The sequence below is a fragment of the Psychrobacter urativorans genome (assembly GCF_904846675.1).
In the GTDB taxonomy this organism is placed as follows: domain Bacteria; phylum Pseudomonadota; class Gammaproteobacteria; order Pseudomonadales; family Moraxellaceae; genus Psychrobacter; species Psychrobacter urativorans_B.
The window spans coordinates 1-20,607 of sequence record NZ_CAJHBT010000029.1 but is presented as its reverse complement, the minus strand read 5'-3'; the positions used below and the strand labels follow the sequence as shown (position 1 = coordinate 20,607).

The following is a 20,607-nucleotide window of genomic DNA, read 5'->3' as shown; positions in this document are numbered from 1 at the left end:
ATAAAAAGGTCATTTACTAATGTGTTAAATGGCGAGAAATAATATTCTTTCTACATAGCATCTTGAGCAGACTATTATCCGGCCGATCGATTAAATTGTAGCTTTCTACTATAAGATATGCGTAGCGATTGAAATTGTAAGCTAAATTCTCTAAGATGTTAAGCTTTGTTACTACAGCTTTCTTATTATGACATCGTTATTTTTCGGTACTTGTAATCTTTTCATTAGCCAGTTGCAAGCGACATTCATGAAGGCAATTTGGAAGCGATACTTATGAACGCAATTGAACGCTATTTTGGGATCAACGGTGATAACACCACAGTCAAAACAGAAATTCTCGCCGGTGTAACTACCTTTTTGACGATGGCCTATATTATCTTTGTTAATCCCAACGTATTGGCAGAAGCGGGCATGGACAAAGGCGCGGTATTCGTCGCCACTTGCTTGGCCTCTGCTCTGGGCTGTTTTATAATGGGTCTCTATGCACGCTTGCCAGTAGCATTAGCACCAGGCATGGGACTCAGTGCTTTCTTTACTTATGGCGTGGTCATGGGTATGGGCTATGCGTGGGAAACAGCGTTAGGTGCCGTATTTTTATCAGGTTGTATCTTTGTTGTTTTAAGTCTATTTAAGATTCGCGAGTGGATTATCGATGCCATTCCACTCTGTCTTAAACAAGGGGTGGTCGCAGGTATCGGCGCGTTTTTGGCATTTATCGCGCTCCAAAGCTCAGGCATTATCGTCAATCATGACGCAACTTTGGTTGCTCTTGGCGATATGACAATGTTTTCACCAGTAATGGCCTCTTTAGGCTTTATTGTTATTATTGGCCTATCCTATAAAAAGATTCCTGGGGCGGTAACCATTAGTATCTTGCTCATCGCTTTGATTAGCCTACTGACGGGTCATACGCAGTTTACTGGTGTTATGTCCGCACCGCCGTCAATGGCGCCTACGCTTATGCAGCTTGATATTGCTGGCGCGTTTGACGTGACAATGATCAGCGTAATCTTTGCCTTCTTGTTTGTAGATTTATTCGATACCGCCGGTACCTTGATAGCAACCACGAGTCAGGCCAACCTGATTGACAAAGACGGTAAGATTCCTAACATGGGCAAGGCACTGCTAGCGGATTCAACAGCGACCGTTGCAGGCTCATTGTTAGGGACGTCATCGACGACCAGTTATATTGAAAGTGTAGCAGGGGTGGCCTCAGGTGGCCGCACAGGACTGATGGCAGTGACAGTCGGCATACTGTTTTTATTAAGTATTTTCTTTGCGCCATTAGCCGGTATGATTCCCGTTTATGCAACGGCTGGTGCCATCTTTTATGTGGCCGTATTGATGCTAGGTACTCTAAAGGATATCAATTGGGGAGATTTAACGGAGGCGGCGCCCGTTGCGGTTGTGCTGTTATTCACCCCGCTAACATATTCTGTCGCTGACGGTATTGCGCTTGGTTTTATTACCTTTACTGCGGTCAAATTAGCGGCCGGAAAATTTTCTGAAATTACCATTCCAGTTTGGGTACTGACGTTAATTCTACTGGCCAAAATTGCGTTTCTATAAGTTTTTAACACTCTATAGAATGTACTATTAACTTATAATTCCTCCTTGTCATCGAGTAATGAGAGGGGTTTTTTGCTTAATAGCTTCGGTTAGGATAAAAGGGCCTTTTTAGAATATTGCCCTTAATTTTCACTTAATAAATCACAAGATATTGCTGACTTCCCATTTTTCAATAAAAGGGCAGGCTGTAATTACCACCAGTTAGTTTGGTTATATGTTATCTATTTGTTTTTGAATGGTATGATTATGAGCGTAAACGACTGATAGCATTAGTTTGAAAGCTTTTTTCGTGATAACATCATGAAGTTAAGCGCATCACCTCAATCAACGCCGTAGAGGTTTTTCTTACAGTGAATTAGCGTCATACAAGATTATAATGTTATCTATCACCGCCTCGCCTATCATTGCTTTGCTCAGGTAGTTAAAAATTGTCAATCTCTCTCCTTTCACTACAAACAAGAAGAAGGCACTAATGCCGCTTAACGGTACGTTGTTGCCTTTACATTGTTGACGTAGTAGCCCGTTTAATACTCGAACGACCTACTTAACCAACCGTCTCCAGCTTATGCTGGATTTGCTCGTTATTTATCATGGTTTTTAAACGACAATTATGGAGTTGGTATGAACCCAATAGATCAGTTTACCCCGAAAGAGCCGATTTTGTTTAACCCCACTGATTTGCTAACGCCGGAATATATCACCCAGTCAGCAGATGAGCTATATGCTCGTATCTCGCCGTTATATAGCGTTGATGAAGACCGCTGGTTGTCCGACTTGCTACCCCTTGCCAAGCCTACTGACGAAGAGCGCGACGCTGCTGCTGAGCAGACCCGCAAGTTGGTAGAATATGTGCGCAATGATGGTAAAGCAGTCAAAATGGTGGACTCATTGCTGCTTGAATACAGCTTAGACACTCAAGAAGGTATCTTGCTGATGAGTCTGGCAGAAGCTTTGATTCGAGTGCCAGATAATTATACCGCTGATGCGCTAATCCGCGACAAAATGAGCGTGGCCGATTGGAAAAAGCATCTTAAAGATGACAATGGTTTCATAACTAATGCCTCGACATGGGGTTTGATGATGACTGGTCGGGTGGTCAGTATTGACAGTAGTACCACAGCGTCAGGATTTTTGGATCGGATGACCAAAAAAATGGGTGAACCAATGATTCGCGGGGCGATGCAAAAAGCCATGCGCGTGATGGGGCATCAATTTGTATTGGGCGAGACCATTGAAGATGCCAAACGTAACAGCCAAAGCTACCGTAATAAAGGCTATACCTACTCGTTTGATATGCTGGGTGAAGCGGCCATTACTCATGAAGATGCCGAAAAATACTTTAATGATTATTTGCATGCGATTAAGTCTACCGCTAGTTTCAAAGTGAAAGACGGTATGCCTAAGCCATCAGTATCTATCAAGCTGTCAGCACTTCATCCGCGCTATGAAGCCACTCAAGAGGCGCAAGTGATGGGGCTGCTGCGTCAGCGCTGCTTGCTACTCATTGAAGCGGCACGTGAAGTCAATGTTGATATTAGTATCGATGCTGAAGAAGCCGACCGTCTTGAGATTTCTTTAAAAATATTTGAATCGCTATATCGCGATCCCTTAACTGTTGGTTGGGATGGTCTCGGTCTAGTCGTTCAAGGTTATTCGAAACGAGCTATTGCCATTTTTGCATGGCTAGCACGTCTAGCGACAGAAGTCGGTGACCGCATTCCATTGCGTTTAGTGAAAGGCGCGTATTGGGATACTGAAATTAAGCTGGCTCAGCAAAAAGGTTTGTCAGGCTATCCGGTATGGACGCGTAAAGAAGGCACGGATACTGCTTATTTGGCTTGCGCCCGCTTCTTATTGTCGGAGCATTTGCGCGGACTAATTTGGCCCCAGTTTGCAACTCATAATGCTCATACACTAGCGTCAGTAATGACCATGAGCGCACATAGGGATTTTGAGTTTCAGCGTTTACATGGTATGGGCGATGCGCTTTATGACCATATTTTGCAGGCTTATAGCATTCCTGTACGCATTTATGCACCAGTTGGCGCGCATAAAGACTTGCTGCCGTATTTGGTACGCCGTCTACTTGAAAACGGGGCGAATAGCTCATTTGTCCATCAGTTATTAGATAAGTCTTATTCTATCGATAAGCTGGTCGTGCATCCGTATGACAAGCTGCTAGCTAATGAGAGCTTACATAACCCAGATATTCCATTACCACTTGATATATATGGCAAGCGCCGTGCCAGCTTTGGCACTAATATATTTGTTGAATCGCAGTGGTTACCATTTAAAGCAGCGATTGACAGTCATTTGCATAAAACATGGTCAGCGGCTCCTATCATTAATGGGAAAACTATTAGTGAGTTTGCTGTTGATGGGGTATCCAATAAGCTTGATAGCCATACGATACGTGCACCTTGGAATCACGAAGTCACCGCTGGTGAAGTACACTACGCCAATGCAACTATTGCTCAACAGGCTATTGATGCGGCAGTTGCTGGGCAAAATGCTTGGCAAGCGGTACCTGCGTCACAGCGTGCTACTATATTACGCAAAATTGCAGACTTATATGAAGAAAACTACGCTGAGCTGATGGCATTATGTCAAGTGGAAGCTGGCAAGACCATGCAAGACAGTATTGATGAAATCAAAGAAGCAGTGGATTTTTGCCGTTTTTATGCCGATGAAGCCGAGCGTTTAGATGATGTCGTTCACGAGATGACGGATTTAGCTGGCAAGCAGTTGCGTCAAGTCTATAAAGCGCGCGGCACGTTTGTATGTATCAGCCCGTGGAACTTTCCATTAGCCATTTATACGGGTCAAATAACTGCTGCACTGGCTGCTGGTAATACGGTTGTTGCAAAACCTGCGGAACAAACCAGTTTAATTGCGCATTTTGGCGCACAATTAATGTATAAAGCGGGCGTACCTGCCGAGGCCCTACAGTTTGTTACGGGTGCTGGCGAAGTGGGCGGGGCGTTGACAGCGTCAGATAATTTATCTGGTGTTATCTTTACCGGCTCAATCCAAACGGCTCAGCGTATCAACCAAAGTTTAAATGAACATGCACAAACCAGTAGCGAGCTGCCGGTGTTGATTGCTGAAACTGGTGGTCAGAACGCCATGATTGTCGATTCAACCGCCTTGCCTGAGCAAGTGATCAAAGATGCTGTGCTATCAGCGTTTGGTTCTGCAGGTCAGCGTTGTTCGGCGTGCCGTATCCTATGTGTACAAGAGGAAGTCGCTGATGAGTTAATTGAGCTACTGCAAGGCAATATGGCCGAGTTGGTCGTAGGCAATCCTGTTTATGCCGCCACAGATGTGGGCCCGGTGATTGATAGTGATGCCAAACACAGCCTTGATGCTCATATTGAACGGATGATAGCTGAGCCGACTGCAAATATTTTAGCGCAAGCGACAATGAGTGCAAGTTCAGTGGTCAGTCAAGAGCAATCTACCTTTGTGTTGCCAACCGCGATTGAGGTACAGAGTATTGACGTGATTGGTGGTGAGCATTTTGGTCCGATATTACACGTATTACGTTATCAAGCGCGCGATCTAGATAAGCTTATTGATGCGATTAATGCAACTGGCTTTGGCTTAACCTTAGGTATTCATAGCCGTATTGAAAATATCGCTGAGCATATCGAGCGCCGTGCTTGTGTCGGTAATACTTACGTGAACCGTAATCAAATCGGTGCGGTGGTTAACGTACAGCCCTTCGGTGGTTACGGTCTATCAGGTACTGGCCCCAAAGCTGGTGGCCCACATTATGTCGCACGTCTAATGCGTCTTAGCACTGAAAATGATGTTAAAACAAGTCATGCTAAAACAAGCAACGATGCATCTTTATCCACTCAAACTAATATCGCATAAGGAGTAGCAACATGGCGAATCAATTCAAAAGAGACCATGCCCAAGTTTGTGAAGCTTGGCGATTACTGGGTGCGGTTGAGCGTGCCATCTACCTAGAAGCAGCCATTCCAAAGCTAGGCTTGCTCACTGGGAATGCCAATAAAGCACGACACTTGTTTAACCATTTGCTAAGTTTTGCACCTAAGCTGGATGAAGTACAACGTATGAACGGCGCTACTGGTGAGTCTAACGACTTGTATGTCACTGCTCGCGGTAAAACCATGGTCATCGGCGGCGAATCTGCTAAAACTATGGCCGTACTTGGACAACTTATCGCCGCATTATTAACTGGTAATGAGGTGATATTGCATTGCCCAAGCCAAGCTGAGATGTGCATTGAAGCAGTAAAAGTGCTTTATGATACTGGCATCAGTGATGACGTGATTAGTATTGCTAATGACTCGCAAACTGTTACTTTGTTATATATTGACCGTCTCGCGCAAGTAGCCGTCGCTGGTAGTCATAGCGATGTACAAAAAATCAGCCAAGTGCTTGCCAATACTGATGGTATCTTAACCCAAGTGATTGCAGTGACGGATATGGATGGCTTGTCAGATATGCTAACGCCCGATTATCTGTATCGTTTTGTCACTGAGCGAGTAAGAACCATCAATACTACTGCTATTGGTGGTAATGCCAGCTTGCTAGAGCTTGGTTCAGAGTAACTGATTAATGGCTAAATAATATTTAGCAGCGTTATTTAATATTATTAAAATTAAGACCAGCATTGCAACTAAGACCAGCGTTTATTTATTGAGATTTTAAAATCCTTGATAAATAAACGCTGGTTTTTTTTTTTTCGGTTTTTTTGTTCATTATTATAGTCACTTTTCATACCCACTTTTGACAGCCATTCTTAACAGTCGTTTTGGATAGACACTATGGGACTCTCTTTGTAGGTCGTTAAGTGAACATAAACAGTAATAATATGTTAGAAACTGACTAAACCGTCAAATTGTTTGACATAAAGCTATTATGGATGCTATAGGTAGTGTACATACAAGGTTGTTTTTAATTAAAGCTAATCTGTTGTCATCAGACAATGCATATAACACATGGCTAATTAACTAGCTATTAGACATAGACTATAAACATGGATCGTTTATTGGCTTAAGGCCATATGAATCAAGGATGATTTACCGATGTCTAATTCTTTAGAATCACAAAATAATTCCGAATTGATGTATCAACTAAATGATAAGCCGAGCTTTTGGCCGGCTAGTTTTGCCGCTTTACAACATTTGCTGGCCAGTATCGTCGCTATTGTCACGCCCACCCTGATTGTCGCTGGAACTTTGGATCTAGGCGCTTATGTACCGTATCTTATTAGCTGTGCATTAATCGCATCTGGCATCGGCACCTACATTCAATGTAAAAAAATAGGACCGATAGGCGCTGGAATGTTATGTTTACAAGGGACTAGTTTTGCTTTTTTAACGGCTGTTATCTCTGCTGGACTTATTGTCAAAGGACGTGGTGGTTCGCCGGAAGATATTATGGCCACTATTTTTGGGGTCAGCTTTTGTGCCGCATTTGTTGAGGTTGTTCTTAGTCGCTTTGTTCACAAATTGAAAAAAATATTTACTCCCGTGGTTACTGGTACCATTATTATTCTAATTGGTATTCCGTTGATTGAAGTATCGATGACTGATATTGCTGGTGGTTTTGGTGCAGAGGACTTTGGTAGTCTACAAAACCTGCTCTTAGGTATGGTTGTAGTGGTGTCAGTGGTTGTATTTAACCGCTCAAAAAATCCTTTATTAAGGCTTTCTTCAATTGTAATTGCACTAATTTTGGGTATGATAGCCGCCTTTTTCATGGGCAGATTAGATTTTTCCTCATTAGGTAATGTCAGTTTTATTAGTATTCCAACTCCATTTAAATTTGGTTTTCAATTTGATATCGCGGCATTCATTCCTTTAGCCATTCTATATTGCGTCAGCGCCCTTGAAACGACAGGTGATCTGACGGCCAACTCTGTTATTTCTAGAGAGCCCATCAAAGGCCCTATCTACCTTAACCGAATTCAAGGCGGCGTATTGGCAGATGGTGTTAACTCTATGATTGCTGCGGCCTTGAATAGTATGCCAACGACCACCTTTAGTCAAAATAATGGGGTCATTGCATTAACCGGAGTAGCCAGCCGTCATGTTGGTATCTACATCGCAGCTATCTTGATTATTATTGGGCTATTTCCTGTGTTTGGCGCCATATTGCAGATCATGCCCCAGCCTGTACTTGGCGGGGCAACATTGGTTATGTTTGGTTTAGTGGCGGTGGCTGGTATTAAAATAATAGCCAGCGCCAAGCTGGATCGCCGCGATATGTTGATTATTGCCACTTCTGTGGGAATGGGTATTGGTGTTGCCATGGTACCTGAGGTGTTGTCACAACTGCCTGAATTAATGCGTAATGTGCTGATATCACCTGTGGCAATAGGCGCTATAACTGCCATAGCACTGAGTTTGTTTTTACCTGTTGAAGCACAAACCGCCGATGAACAGTAAATAAAAGGTTGTCGAAGTAGTTGCTATATAATATTAATTAAATATTTATTGGCTGACTAATGCGATTTACCAAGAGCCTGCGCTAAATATTCAAGCCTTCGAGTTTTATTGAGCGCAATACTTATTATTTTATTTTAGCCGAGTCTTGATATGATTAATTTTTATCTAAATGGGAAGTACCATGAGTTAACCCAACTCAATCCTAATACGACGGTGCTTGAGTATCTACGATTACACGCGCGTCAAACCGATACCAAAGAAGGCTGCGGCAGTGGTGATTGCGGCGCCTGTACCATTATGGCGCAACGATTGCCTGTTAACGCTACTAACAATTCTAATAACAGTACTAATAGCAACGCTCCTTTTTATACCCTGAACTCTTGTATTACTCTGTTGTCCCTGATGGATGGCCATCATCTTATGACGGCCTCTTATCTAGCGGATAACCCTGAGAATCATCCAGAGCGTGCGCTACTGCATCCTGCTCAGCAAGCATTGGTTGAATGTCATGGCTCGCAGTGCGGCTTTTGTACGCCCGGATTTGTGATGTCTCTTGCCTCTGTATATGAAAATAAGCGCATGGGGAAAGGGCAGGATGCGACTAGTGCTGAGTCAAGCGACAGTGGTCTAAGCTACGATGAGGTTGTCGCCTCAATATCAGGGAATCTATGTCGATGTACGGGCTATCGACCCATCATCGAGGCAGGTCTGGCGATGGAGAAAATTGGCCAGCAAAGAGACGTTGATGAGACCGTAGTGAAAGATTTAACCATAAGTCTAGCTACGGATGCGATGGCAAGTAAAGAGGAGTCAGCACCTGAAACTGAAACTATCGAACCTGCACTCACCGAGGGGTCGCGACAATTATATATTCCACAATCAATTGACGAACTTAATCAGCTGTTGGCAGTACACCCACAAGCGACAATCTGGGCAGGCGGTACGGATTTAGGATTGAGCGTTACGCAGAATTTAATTGATCATGAAGTGATTATCCAGTTATCTGCTATTGATGAGCTTAAATCTTGGTCACTCTCTAATGGAGATGAGTCCACTGACGATCTAGCCATGCAAGATTTGGTGCTTGGCGCTGGTATGAGTTATCAGAAAATGCTGCCGGTACTAGAGCAGTATTTTCCTGAATTTGCGCAACTGTTTGAGCGCATCGCATCCCCGCAGATTCGTAATATGGGTACCCTTGGCGGTAATGTGGCCAATGCCTCTCCAATCGGTGATTTGCCGCCGATTCTGCTAGCATTAGAGGCGCGCATTCATTTGCGTCATTGTAATACTCATGTTGATGGAAATGCTAACGGTCATGCTAATAGCAGTATTGACGGTAATAGTAATAAACAGCCGTGTACTGACGAAACAATACCGTTATCGGATTTCTTTTTAGATTATAAAAAGACCAAGCTACGAGCAGGCAGTTATGTAGTCGCTATTCATATTCCACTTATGCAAGAACATCAGCATTTATTTATTCATAAGATTAGTAAGCGTTACGAAGATGATATTTCAGCCTGCTTACTGGCGGCAAAAATTGATGTCTCAGCAGATGGTACAACAATTAACCAAGCAAAAATCGGTCTAGGCGGTATGGCAGCGATACCATTATTGGCCGCACATTGCCAGCAAGTACTCATCGAGCAACCCATTGAGGTTGCAAGTTTCTCGATGGCAGCACGTGCTTTACCTAATGACGTCTCGCCATTAACGGATGTTAGAGCCAGTCGCGAATATCGCATGAATGTGGTGCAGCGTTTATTAATTAAGTGCGGCAAGCAATTAGTAGAAAACGTACAAATTGAGAGCGCTTAAAGGTAGAAAAATTCAATAGCCAAAGTTGTTTTAAAGTAAAGTAATGATAGCTATGTTTTTGCAGTATTGTTTTCACAATATAACTTTTGCCAAAAACAAAAAAGAGCATTAATAAGAGAGAGCCATTATGAGCCATGAATCTTCGTTATTTGACAGCTATAGCATCCGCCGAGTGCGTCCGCCTAAAAATAAAATCGGTACTTCGGCCAAACATGACAGTGCGATTAGTCACGTCATGGGGACGGCAACTTATGTGGATGATATCTTAAAACCGCAAGAAACCTTGCATCTAGCAGTGGGTAAAAGCAATCATGCTCATGCTCGCGTATTGAGTATGGACTTAAGTGCTGTGAGAGCTGCCGATGGGGTGGTGGATGTTTTAAGTTTTAAAGATTTACCTGCCAAGACGGATATCGGGGCAGTATTTGACGGTGAGCCATTAATGGTGGATGAAATCACTGAATACGCAGGTCAGACGCTATTTGTGGTGGTAGCGACCACTCATCGTGCCGCAAAAAAATCCGTGCTCAAAGCCATTGTAGAATATGAGGTATTACCAGCAGTGCTTAGTGTTGATGAGGCGTTAGAGCAGGATTATTTTGTTCGTCCCACTCATACCATGCAGCGCGGCGATACCGAATCTGCGCTTAAGAATGCACCTATTCGCATCCAAGGGCACATTCACATGCTGGGCCAAGAGCACTTTTATCTTGAGGGCCAGGTATCGTACGTAGTGCCTAGTGATGATGGTGGACTTGAAGTGTACACCTCCTCCCAGCATCCGAGTGAAGTGCAGCAGCTGGTCGCTGAAGTGGTAGACTTACCCTTTCATGCAGTCAATACTGTAGTGCGCAGAATGGGCGGCGGTTTTGGTGGTAAAGAGACCCAAGCCGCAGCATGGGCCTGCCTGTGCGGTATCGTCGCCAAGCGCTATAATGTGCCAGTCAGTATGCGTCTAGATCGGCAAGACGACATGGTAGTGACCGGTAAGCGTCACGAATTTGCCAATCGTTATGATGTTGGTGTGGATGAGTCCGGCCAAGTACTTGGGGTCGATATGCAGTTAGCAGGATTGTGTGGTTATGCGCCAGACTTATCTGATGCGATTGTCGATAGAGCGATGTTTCACTGTGATAATGGCTATTATTATCCTGCCGCCCATGTTGCAGGACATCGTTGCAAGACGCACACGGTATCTAACACTGCTTTTCGAGGTTTTGGCGGGCCGCAAGGTCTTATCACTGCTGAATACATGATGGACGATATCGCTTATACCTTGGGAAAAGATCCTTTACAAGTTCGTCTAAACAATCTGTATAAAAATGGTCAAAGCACCCATTATGGGCAGCCAATTGAGCACTTTGATTTGGCAACTATTATTAATACACTGGCAGAAGACTGTGACTATGAGAATCGTCGCCAGCAAATTATAAAAGCCAACCAGAAAGCCGAAGCTGAGGGTAACGATAAGCGCCTTGGTATTGCCCTGACGCCTGTGAAGTTTGGTATCTCATTTACGGCGCAGACGCTGAATCAAGGGGGTGCTCTCGTACACATTTATACCGATGGTAGTATCCACCTCAATCATGGTGGTACGGAGATGGGGCAAGGGCTATACATCAAAATTGCCCAAATCGTTGCTAATGAGTTCGATGTTGATTTAGACACGGTTAAAGTATCGGCGACGCGTACGGATAAAGTACCCAATACCTCACCAACTGCCGCCTCATCGGGAACTGATATTAACGGTAAAGCGGCGCAAAATGCCTGTCTAACAATTAAGGGGCGCTTGGTTGAGTTTGCCGCTGAGCATTTTGATGTGGCGCAAGAAGATATAAAATTTGAGCGCAATCATGTCTATATTGGTGATAAGGAAGATTTCACTTTTGCTAAGATGATTCAGCTGGCGTATGAGCACCGTATCAGTCTGTCTTCTACGGGCTACTATAAAACTCCGAAGATATTCTATGACCGCTCAAAAGCATGGGGGCGGCCGTTCTTTTACTTTGCCTTAGGTGCATCGTGCTCTGAGGTTGAGATTGATACCTTAACGGGCGAATATAAGGTACTGCGCTGCGATATCCTACATGATGTAGGGCAATCGATTAACCCTGCGATTGATATCGGTCAGATTGAAGGTGGCTTCATTCAAGGCATGGGTTGGCTAACCGCTGAGGAGCTGACTTGGGATAAAAAAGGCCGTTTAGCGTCCAATAGTGCGGCCAATTATAAAATTCCTACCGCCCATGATTTGCCAAAGCAGTGGGAGGTTAAACTGTTTGATCGTAAAAATGAAGAACAGACCATTTATAACTCTAAAGCAGTTGGTGAGCCTCCATTGATGTTAGCAGCTAGCGTCTGGTGCGCTATTAATAATGCGGTAGCAAGCTTGGGTGATTACAAGAAAAACCCGGAGCTTACCATGCCTGCAACCCCAGAAGCGGTGTTAAAAGCAGTCATGCGCATGCAAGGCGCGCCGTGGGAAATTGATACTGGCATAAACGTTGAGGCGATTGATAGCTTAACGAAAAATGACGATAGCAATGGTGGCATTGACGACGATAAGGTCAAACCACAACAAGTGCCTCATGCTAACGATATCAGTCCGCCGGAGGTTGAAGGTAAGCAAGTTGACGACCAGCCTGAGGCAATAGAACATCCTAATGTGGCAGGGGCAAGAGGGCCTGCACACAGTGAATGATTCATCATTAGCTCCGACAATGCCACCAGTGCGCTGGTATAACGGTCTAGCCCAATATCAGCAGCAAGGGGTAGCGCACGTTTTGGCGACTGTGGTTGCCGTTAATGGGTCAGCACCTAGAGAGCTACAAGCTAAAATGGTCATTACCGCCGACAGTTGCTGCGACACCCTAGGTGGTGGCGGTCTTGAGCATGACGTTATGACCACCGCACGGCAATTGCTAAATGGTGAGATGGAAATAAAAGAATCTAAAAGAGAGAAAATCTCTAAAAAAACTATCAATATTGAAATGGAGTCGAAGCCAGCCAAAGCAGTACGCCGCGATACCGTCTATACCAAGCATTATCCATTGGGGGCAAAGCTGGCTCAGTGCTGCGGGGGTAGTGTCAGCGTCATGTTCGAGTGCTTCAATGTGACGCCACCAATATCGATATTGGTTTTTGGGGCAGGGCATGTGGCAGCGGCATTGATGACCATACTTGCTGAACTGCCTTGCCAAGTGGACTGGGTAGACAGTCGCTCTGAGATGTTTGAGCCTTATTTACTAAACAAATCGAAACAAATCGAACAATCTACTCTTTATCAACTACCTGCACATATCCGTCCACATATTAGTGATGAGCCTGTTGATTTTATTCGTCCGTTTATTGAACCGTTTACCAAACAAAGTGGTCAGCGTTTTATCCTTGTTATGACTCATGATCACAGCGTTGATTTTGAACTGGTGCGTGCGGCTTTGGATACTACTTTAGCGATTGATACTGGTGCGACTAATGAGAACACGGATAACGCCTCAATATATAATAATTCAATAATTTCGATACCCTATATCGGTTGTATTGGCTCGGCAACTAAAGCAAAACGTTTTAAAGGCCAGCTACTCCAGCGCGGTTATAGTGAGCAAATAGTCGATAGATTGACCATGCCAATCGGATTGCAGATTGGCGGTAAAGAGCCAATGGCTGTTGCCGTATCTATGGTTGCCCAAATTTTGCAGAATTATCATCAGCAATAATTTATCCAATTCTAAAAATTATTGACTTCTAAACCTGTTGTTAACTTTTAGCTACAATGCCCCGTATTATTCAATAAGATGAGAACTGCAAATGACCCTACATATTTATCAAGCCCAGTTGCTACACTATCTTACCGAAGACGACCTTGCTGAACGCTTATCAAAAACGACGATGGTTGATAAAAATATAACTTTACTCCCAGTCAATGCCGGCGTGAGCATTTATCCTGAGTATATTCCTGATGGTGCACTGGTTGTCGATGATGTGACTGGTCTTATTGTAGATTATGGTAGTAGTCAAGCCATGTTGGCAGATTACGGCAATGCTAATGATGGTCAAAAGCCGGTACAGATTCATGACTATCAGAATAAACTTATCATGCCAGGATTTATTGACACCCATGTGCACTATCCGCAGATAGATATGATTGCCGCATATGGTGAGCAGCTGCTTGATTGGCTCGATAATTATACTTTTGTCACCGAAGCCAACTTTGGTGATCCAAAGGTTGCGCATGATACTGCCAGGTTTTTTTTAAATCAGTTGCTCGCCAATGGCACAACGAGCGCCTTAGTGTTTTCTACCAGTCACCCCCAATCAGTCGAAGCCTTTTTTACCGAAAGTCAGCGCTTAAATACTCGTATGATTACCGGCAATGTCCTGATGGATCAAAACGCGCCTGCGCATCTGTGTGTTCCTGCTGAGCAGGGCATTCGAGACACCCAAGATATCATTGATAAATGGCATGAGCGCGGACGTCAGCATGTGGCCATTACGCCGCGATTCGCTATTACTTCAACCCCCGAGCAGTTGCGAATGGCGGGCGAGCTATATGCCAGTTACGACAGTGTGTATTTGCAAACGCATCTGGCAGAAAACCGTGATGAAGTTGCTTTTGTGCGTGAGCTTTATCCCAATCATAAAGGCTACCTAGATGTCTATGAAGATATGGGGCTGCTGGGTCGGCGTACGACCTTGGCGCACGGTATCTACCTTGAGGTTTCAGAGTATGAAAGGCTACGCGAGACCGGCACGCAAATAGCACATTGCCCAACGTCCAACCTGTTTTTAGGCAGTGGCCTGTTTGATTTACCTAAAACCTTAAGCTATACCGGCGTCAGTATTGCCACTGATGTGGGCGCGGGAACCAGTCTATCGATGCTGACCACTTTGTCAGAGGTCTATAAAGTCCAGCAATTACAAAACAATCCATTATCAGCTCATCAAGGACTCTATCAGATTACTCTAGGCAATGCCCAGTCACTATTATTGGATGATAAAATCGGTAACTTTATGCCTAAAAAGGAAGCGGATTTTGTGGTTATAGATATGGCAGCGACCGAGTTACTTGAGCGACGTATGGCGCAGACCAAGTCACTTGATGAGCGGCTATTTGTGCTGATGATGTTAGGTGATGATAGAGTCATTGAGCAGACAGTAGTTGCGGGTATGAGTCGCTATCGTAACTCCGTTCCGACTTAGATATATAAAGCTAACTTATTGAAGCATCAAGTAACTATTCGCTCATATGACTAACTTAAAAGTTCAAACCCACAACGATAACCGCTGCTGTTTTAAAATTTCGACGTGTCAAATGGTGTCAATACAGACACTGTCTGTTACCGCGCTTATGAAGAAGATTTGTCCGTCGTCCATAGAGTGTACACTTATTCGCTCCATATGATTTAAGCTCTGATAGAGTGTTTTGAGATCATACAAGGCAAATGTTGGTAAATTTAGTATATTAAAGTATTCTATCGTTAAGAGGTAGTAGCTAAGCTTACTTCAATAAATGGTCGTAAGGATTGGGCGTTTGCACTGAGAACAGGGCGGGTGCTGGTCAGCTAATTATCCTAACTATTCCTTACTTGAATCACCCCCAAATTAGCCCCATAATCTAATCACTCTTCATATAAAAATAGCCTAAGCAAATATGCCTAATACTTCAAAAGATACTCAAAAAAATACAGTAGATAAAAAAACTGAATCTGCCACTGATTTACCAGTACTTGCCAAAGATAAGTTTTATTTAAGCAAACTTGAACGTGAGTTAAAGCGTGGCTCTTCGTCGAAAAATTCGTCATCTAACAAAAAACCAGACGAGGATATCGAGAAGAAGCGCGCGCAGTTAGAGAAAATAAAAACTCGCTCACAGCAAGCGGTACAAGCACGGATGGATAATATTCCAGATGATTTAGCAGCCAAATTAAATCTTGATTTGCCTGTAAGCCAACGCGCAGAGGATTTAGTACAAGCGATTATTGATAATCAAGTGATTATCGTTGCAGGTGAAACTGGTTCTGGTAAGACTACCCAGCTGCCTAAGCTCGCGATGCTGGCCGGTCGTGGAATACGTGGACAGATAGGGCATACTCAACCGCGACGGTTAGCGGCGCGAAGTGTAGCCAACCGGATTGCCGAAGAGTTGGGCGAGCAATTGGGTAATACCGTTAGCTTCAAGATTCGCTTCAACGAGCAAGGTACTGCGCAATCAGTCATTAAACTGATGACCGACGGTATTCTACTTGCTGAATTGGGTCATGATCGCTTCTTGAGTAAATATGATACGATTATTATTGATGAGGCGCATGAGCGTAGTCTAAATATCGACTTTATCATGGGTTATCTCAAGCAATTACTACCTAAACGCCCTGATTTAAAAGTCATCATTACCTCAGCGACTCTAGATACTCAGCGTTTTAGCGATTATTTTAGCCGTTATGATGCCAAGCTTAAAAGGCAAATACCGGCACCTATTTTTAATGTAGAAGGGCGTAATTTTCCGGTTGAAGTCCGTTATCGTCCCTTAACAGACGAGCCAGTGGACAGCTCAGATGATGACAGTTACGATGACTTTGAGGAAAATCTGCCGCGTGCAGTGGTTGCCGCAGTAGAAGAGTGTTTTAGTGACGCGCAAAGTAAAGGCCATCCTGATCAGGCTGATATTTTGATATTCGCCGCCACTGAAGCTGAAATTCGTGAGACACAAGAAGTCCTTGAGCGTCATGGGCCCAAGCATACCGAAGTGCTGCCATTATTTGCGCGGCAGACTTATGAAGAGCAGCAACGTATCTTCCAGCCGTCAGGTCGTGGACGCCGTATTGTTATCGCGACCAACGTTGCTGAGACTGCTTTGACCGTACCCGGTATTCGTTATGTGATTGACTTGGGGTTTGCGCGGATTTCGCGTTATTCCTACCGCTCTCGCGTTCAGCGTTTACCGATTGAAGCCATTGCCCAAGCGGCAGCCAATCAGCGTAAAGGTCGTTGTGGTCGTATTGCGCCTGGCGTTTGTATTCGTCTGTATAGCGAAGAGGATTTTAGCGGTCGTCCTGAATTTACTGAGCCGGAGATTCTACGCACTAACTTGGCCTCAGTTATTTTACAAATGGCTAATCTGCGCTTGGGCAGCGTCGATGATTTTGATTTCATCGAACCGCCTGATAGCCGCTTAGTCACTGATGGACACAAACTGCTGGATGAATTGGGTGCGATTACCTCTAACACTTTCAAAGATACACAAGCAGCTAGTAATGTAAACAGTCAGTCAAACAACTCAAGAAATCATAAGCCAAAACGTCAAGGTTTAGATCATTTAAAACTAACGCGCATCGGGCAACAAATGGCACGTATGCCAATTGACCCAAGGCTGGCACGTATGTTGGTTGCAGGTTCCGACTTTGATTGTATTCGTGAAATGCTAATTGTCGTTGCCGCGCTTGCGGTGCAAGATCCGCGCGAACGTCCTGCCAATAAACGCCAGCAAGCGGATCAAAAGCATGCAGAATTCCGCCAAGATGATTCAGATTTCCTGTTTTATCTCACTCTTTGGAAAGCTCTGTTTGAAAAAGATGAAGATGGCAATAAGCTCTCCGGTAATCAGCGCAAGCAGTTTGCCAAAAAGAATTTTTTAAGCTTTCCACGCGTGCGCGAATGGCATCAAACCCATCGTCAATTGGTACAAATGGTCACTGAGCTTAAGTTGTCTGGCAGCAGTGAGACTAAAACTAGTGCTAAAAACGGTGCTAATAGTAGTGATGAAACTATTAATAGCGACCCAACCAGCGTCCATGATGAAGAGCTTAAAGCGGTTAAATATGCCAATTTACATCGCGCCTTATTAACGGGCCTGTTGTCTATCATCGCCCATAAAACTGAAAATCGCGGTGAGTATTTAGCGGCACGCCAACAAAAAGCCAAGATATTTCCAGCCAGCACCGTATTTAAGCAAATACCCCCGTGGGTTATGGCTTTTGAGATGGTGGAAACCTCACAAGTCTTTATGCGCACGGTTGCTAAGATTGAACCGGAATGGATTATCTCAGCGGCTGGTAACTTATTAAAGTATCACTACTTTGAGCCGCATTGGTCAAAGAAGACCGGACGGGTAAAAGCCTATGCACAGATTAGTCTGTTTGGGCTAATCATTATCGCCAAGCAGCTGACCAATTATGAACAAGTCAATTTGGTTGAAGCCCGCGAGATATTTATCCGTGATGGCCTCGTGACCGGTAACTTTGGTCGGCAAGCGCCCTTTTTACAGCATAATATGGATAAAGTTGCCCATGTAGAGCGCATCGAAGATAAGTTGCGCCGCCGTGATTTATTGGTTGATGAAGAGACGCTATATCAATTTTATGATCAGAAAATACCTGAACATATTGCCAGCCGTAAAACCTTTGAAGATTGGCGTGCGGAAGTTGAGAAGACTGATAATAAATATCTGTTCTTTACTGATGATGACATTCTTAATAACCAAGCACCAACGACGGGCGACTTCCCAGAAGTTTGGCAATTGGGCGATTTAAAATTGCCGCTGCGTTATATCTTTGACCCGTCAAGCGACGATGATGGGGTGACTATTCGTGTGCCGTTAGCCGCGCTACCACAATTGGATGCTATTGAGCTGTTATGGGGCGTGCCCGGTTGGCGCTTTGAGTTAGTGCTGCAACTGCTTAAATCATTGCCCAAAGATATCCGCCGACAGATTGTACCGATTCCTGATACGGCTGATAGCTTATTTGATGAGCTACAACCAGCACAATCGCAAGGTTTGCTCAAACAGCTATGCCAAGCCCTCAACCGTCGCGGCATTATGTCTATAACCCCAGATAACTTTAATCCATCTACCATTGACCGCTATCTACAACCGCAAATCTGTGTGGTTGATGATAAAAACCGCGTCATTGAAAAAGGTCGTGACCTACCAACGCTACAAATTCGCCATGCGAGCGAAACCAGCCAAGCAGTGACTGAGCAGCAAGGCGTTCATACCAGCTTTCCTGAGCACTTTAAATTTAGTAAAAACCATCATAGTGCTGGCGTAGTCATGAAGCAATTTGCTGCCTTGGTCGCTGATGAGGCTGGCGAGGCGGTTTCAGTTCATCAATATACTGATGTGAATGCGGCATTACAGGCACATCGAATTGGTGTGTTAACGCTCATGAAAGGGCAGCTTGGTGCTAAGAAAAAGCAACTGACCAGCCAAATTGATAAAATATTTAAATTGGCCTTTGCGCCACTTGGTGATATGGAAAAGCTAAAAACCATTGTCACTGATGCGGCGCTAGATGCTGCTTTGGAAGAGCACTATATATTATTTGACCACAGTGAAGACTTGCCTGAAAGCGCCGATGATATCGCTATTGGTTTAGCTGAGGAGCTACCGTTTACCCTTGAGGAGTATAAACAAACTGCAGAAGCGGTGGTTAGTAATTTCCTACTAACCGGACAGACAGTGATTAAGACACTCAAAAATGTCTATACTCGTTGGCAGCGTATTCGCCAAGGACTGTTGATGCTTGATCGTGAAATCTTTGGTGAGTCTATCGATGATATGGAAGATCAATTAGAAGATCTGTATCTTGCCAATTTTGTCTACCGCATGGATTATAGCCATTGGCAGCAATATCCGCGCTATTTAGAAGCGCTTGAGATTCGTATTGAGCGCCTTGAGCATAATATCGAAGCTGATCTCGATGGGGTTTATGCGCTGGATTTACATATGGAGCGGTTGTCTGGACGTGCCAATAGTGAAGCTCTTAGTGAGTATCGCTGGCTGGTTGAGGAATATCGTATTCAACTGTTTGCTCAACCGATGAAAACTCGTATGGCCGTATCGCCGAAGCGTTTAAGTAAAATGTGGGATAAGGTGAGTTAGGAGTTTTTTTCATATAGTAGCGTAGGTTTTGCTGTTGCAATACCTACGCTACTATAATATCAAGAACATTTTTTTAAGTTTCGATACTCTTTATTATCATCCCAATAATCTATATTAACGTTTACTCTATTATTACTTAAAAAATCGAATGTTATGTCATTAGTGCTAACCGTACCTTCATCAAGAGTAACGCCTTTAACCCTGATTTTATTAGGCATTTCTTCTACATCTAAAACCCCATAGCTATAGTAGCTATCTGGTGATATCTGTTCTTCTTTTATATATGCTGGCTCTGAGCAATCTCCCCATTTTCCCCAATACTTCTTGGGTATGGATGATGACTTTTTAGAATAGGCATATGAATCGTTAAAAACCCTTTCTGAGAATAAACAGCCATCTAAAGTTTTTAATTGAAATTCATTATTTGAAAATTTTACTTCTACTTGGCAATTACTTGTAGCCCCTAAAAGGCTGTCTTCATCATCATAAGGATTATGTGGGACGTTAAATATTACCTTCTGATTAGACTGGATTTTATTAGATTTACTAGTGGTTAAGTAACTCGTATTATCTCTATATGAGTCAACCATCATCAAAGAATACTGTTGTACGCCATCATATTCCCAGTTAGCCAAACTAATCCTTTTATTTTGAGAACCAATATAAGTACCTTCAGTCACAGGTGTTGCATAAGCAAATAAAGGAAGAATCGCAAAGCAGGCAATATATATTTTTTTCATTCAGACGGCCTATTAATAGCAAGTATAGATTGGAGGTTGAGGGTTATATATTTAAAAAATTGGCTGTATATTAGAACTTAGGTATGAGCAAAAATTTCTATTAGGGTCTGTATAGAATTCAAATCAGCGGCAGCCAAATAAAGACACAGGCTAGAATCACAGCAGCTTCATAACT

The 20,607-nt window shown here is 43.8% G+C and carries 10 protein-coding genes; 9 read left to right on the top strand and 1 reads right to left on the bottom strand.

Annotated features, from left to right (window positions below):
* Positions 1-273 precede the first annotated feature (273 nt).
* The 9 genes from JMY06_RS10935 (at position 274) to hrpA (ending at position 19,692) form a co-directional block, all read left to right on the top strand.
* The gene (locus tag JMY06_RS10935) at positions 274-1,569 is read left to right on the top strand and encodes an NCS2 family permease (protein WP_201618284.1); all 1,296 of its coding nucleotides are present in this window, start codon (positions 274-276) and stop codon (positions 1,567-1,569) included.
* Positions 1,570-2,190: 621 nt separating this feature from the next.
* A complete protein-coding gene (gene putA / locus JMY06_RS10930) occupies positions 2,191-5,448 on the top strand; it encodes a bifunctional proline dehydrogenase/L-glutamate gamma-semialdehyde dehydrogenase PutA (RefSeq protein ID WP_201618283.1) in 3,258 nt (1,085 codons plus the stop codon).
* 11 nt (positions 5,449-5,459) lie between these two features.
* Positions 5,460-6,152: a 1-pyrroline-5-carboxylate dehydrogenase gene (locus JMY06_RS10925; RefSeq protein ID WP_201526606.1), complete on the top strand. Its 693-nt coding sequence runs from the start codon at positions 5,460-5,462 to the stop codon at positions 6,150-6,152.
* Positions 6,153-6,629: 477 nt separating this feature from the next.
* The gene (locus JMY06_RS10920) at positions 6,630-7,994 is read left to right on the top strand and encodes a nucleobase:cation symporter-2 family protein (protein ID WP_201526605.1); all 1,365 of its coding nucleotides are present in this window, start codon (positions 6,630-6,632) and stop codon (positions 7,992-7,994) included.
* A gap of 150 nt (positions 7,995-8,144) precedes the next feature.
* The gene (locus tag JMY06_RS10915) at positions 8,145-9,815 is read left to right on the top strand and encodes a xanthine dehydrogenase small subunit (protein ID WP_201618282.1); all 1,671 of its coding nucleotides are present in this window, start codon (positions 8,145-8,147) and stop codon (positions 9,813-9,815) included.
* 127 nt (positions 9,816-9,942) lie between these two features.
* Complete coding sequence (gene xdhB, locus JMY06_RS10910) at positions 9,943-12,516, top strand: xanthine dehydrogenase molybdopterin binding subunit (RefSeq protein WP_201618281.1); 2,574 nt, start codon at positions 9,943-9,945, stop codon at positions 12,514-12,516.
* Entirely contained in the window at positions 12,509-13,531 is a 1,023-nt protein-coding gene (locus JMY06_RS10905) for an XdhC family protein (protein ID WP_227672307.1), read from the top strand. Before xdhB ends, JMY06_RS10905 begins: the two co-directional genes overlap by 8 nt.
* Before the next feature lie 91 nt (positions 13,532-13,622).
* Positions 13,623-15,014: a guanine deaminase gene (guaD, locus tag JMY06_RS10900; protein WP_201618280.1), complete on the top strand. Its 1,392-nt coding sequence runs from the start codon at positions 13,623-13,625 to the stop codon at positions 15,012-15,014.
* A gap of 451 nt (positions 15,015-15,465) precedes the next feature.
* On the top strand, positions 15,466-19,692 hold the full coding sequence (hrpA, locus tag JMY06_RS10895) for an ATP-dependent RNA helicase HrpA (protein WP_201618279.1): 4,227 nt from the start codon (positions 15,466-15,468) through the stop codon (positions 19,690-19,692).
* A 59-nt stretch (positions 19,693-19,751) separates the two neighbouring features.
* Here the strand turns inward: hrpA and JMY06_RS10890 are convergent, their stop codons facing one another.
* Positions 19,752-20,432 (bottom strand): hypothetical protein, encoded by a 681-nt coding sequence (locus JMY06_RS10890; RefSeq protein ID WP_201526594.1) that lies wholly within the window; start codon positions 20,430-20,432, stop codon positions 19,752-19,754.
* Positions 20,433-20,607: the final 175 nt, after the last annotated feature.